The 253-nt window shown below is 70.4% G+C and carries 1 protein-coding gene; it reads left to right on the top strand.

Annotated elements, in window-relative coordinates:
• The coding region (locus AAE029_RS36295) for an AMP-binding protein (protein ID WP_371077778.1) at nt 1-253 on the top strand (253 nt) is incomplete at both ends.

Below are 253 nucleotides of genomic sequence, written 5' to 3'. Positions count from 1 at the left end.
CCAACCGCATCGCAAGGCGGCTGCAGTCCCTCGGGGTTGGTCCCGACGAGCGCGTCGGGCTGGCGGTGGAGCGCTGCGCCGGTCTCGTCGCCGCCCTGATCGGCATCATGAAGGCGGGGGCGGCCTATGTACCGCTCGATCCGACCTATCCGGCCGACCGCCTCGCCCACATGATCAAGGACAGCCGCATCACCCGGGTGGTGACGGACGCGGCGACGAGGCAGACGCTTGCCGGCCTGCTTGAAGGGCTGGA

This window comes from Sinorhizobium sp. CB7 (assembly GCF_041357635.1).
In the GTDB taxonomy this organism is placed as follows: Bacteria; Pseudomonadota; Alphaproteobacteria; order Rhizobiales; family Rhizobiaceae; genus Rhizobium.
The sequence above is the reverse complement of the archived record's forward strand: the minus strand, read 5'-3'. Positions and strand labels throughout refer to the sequence as shown.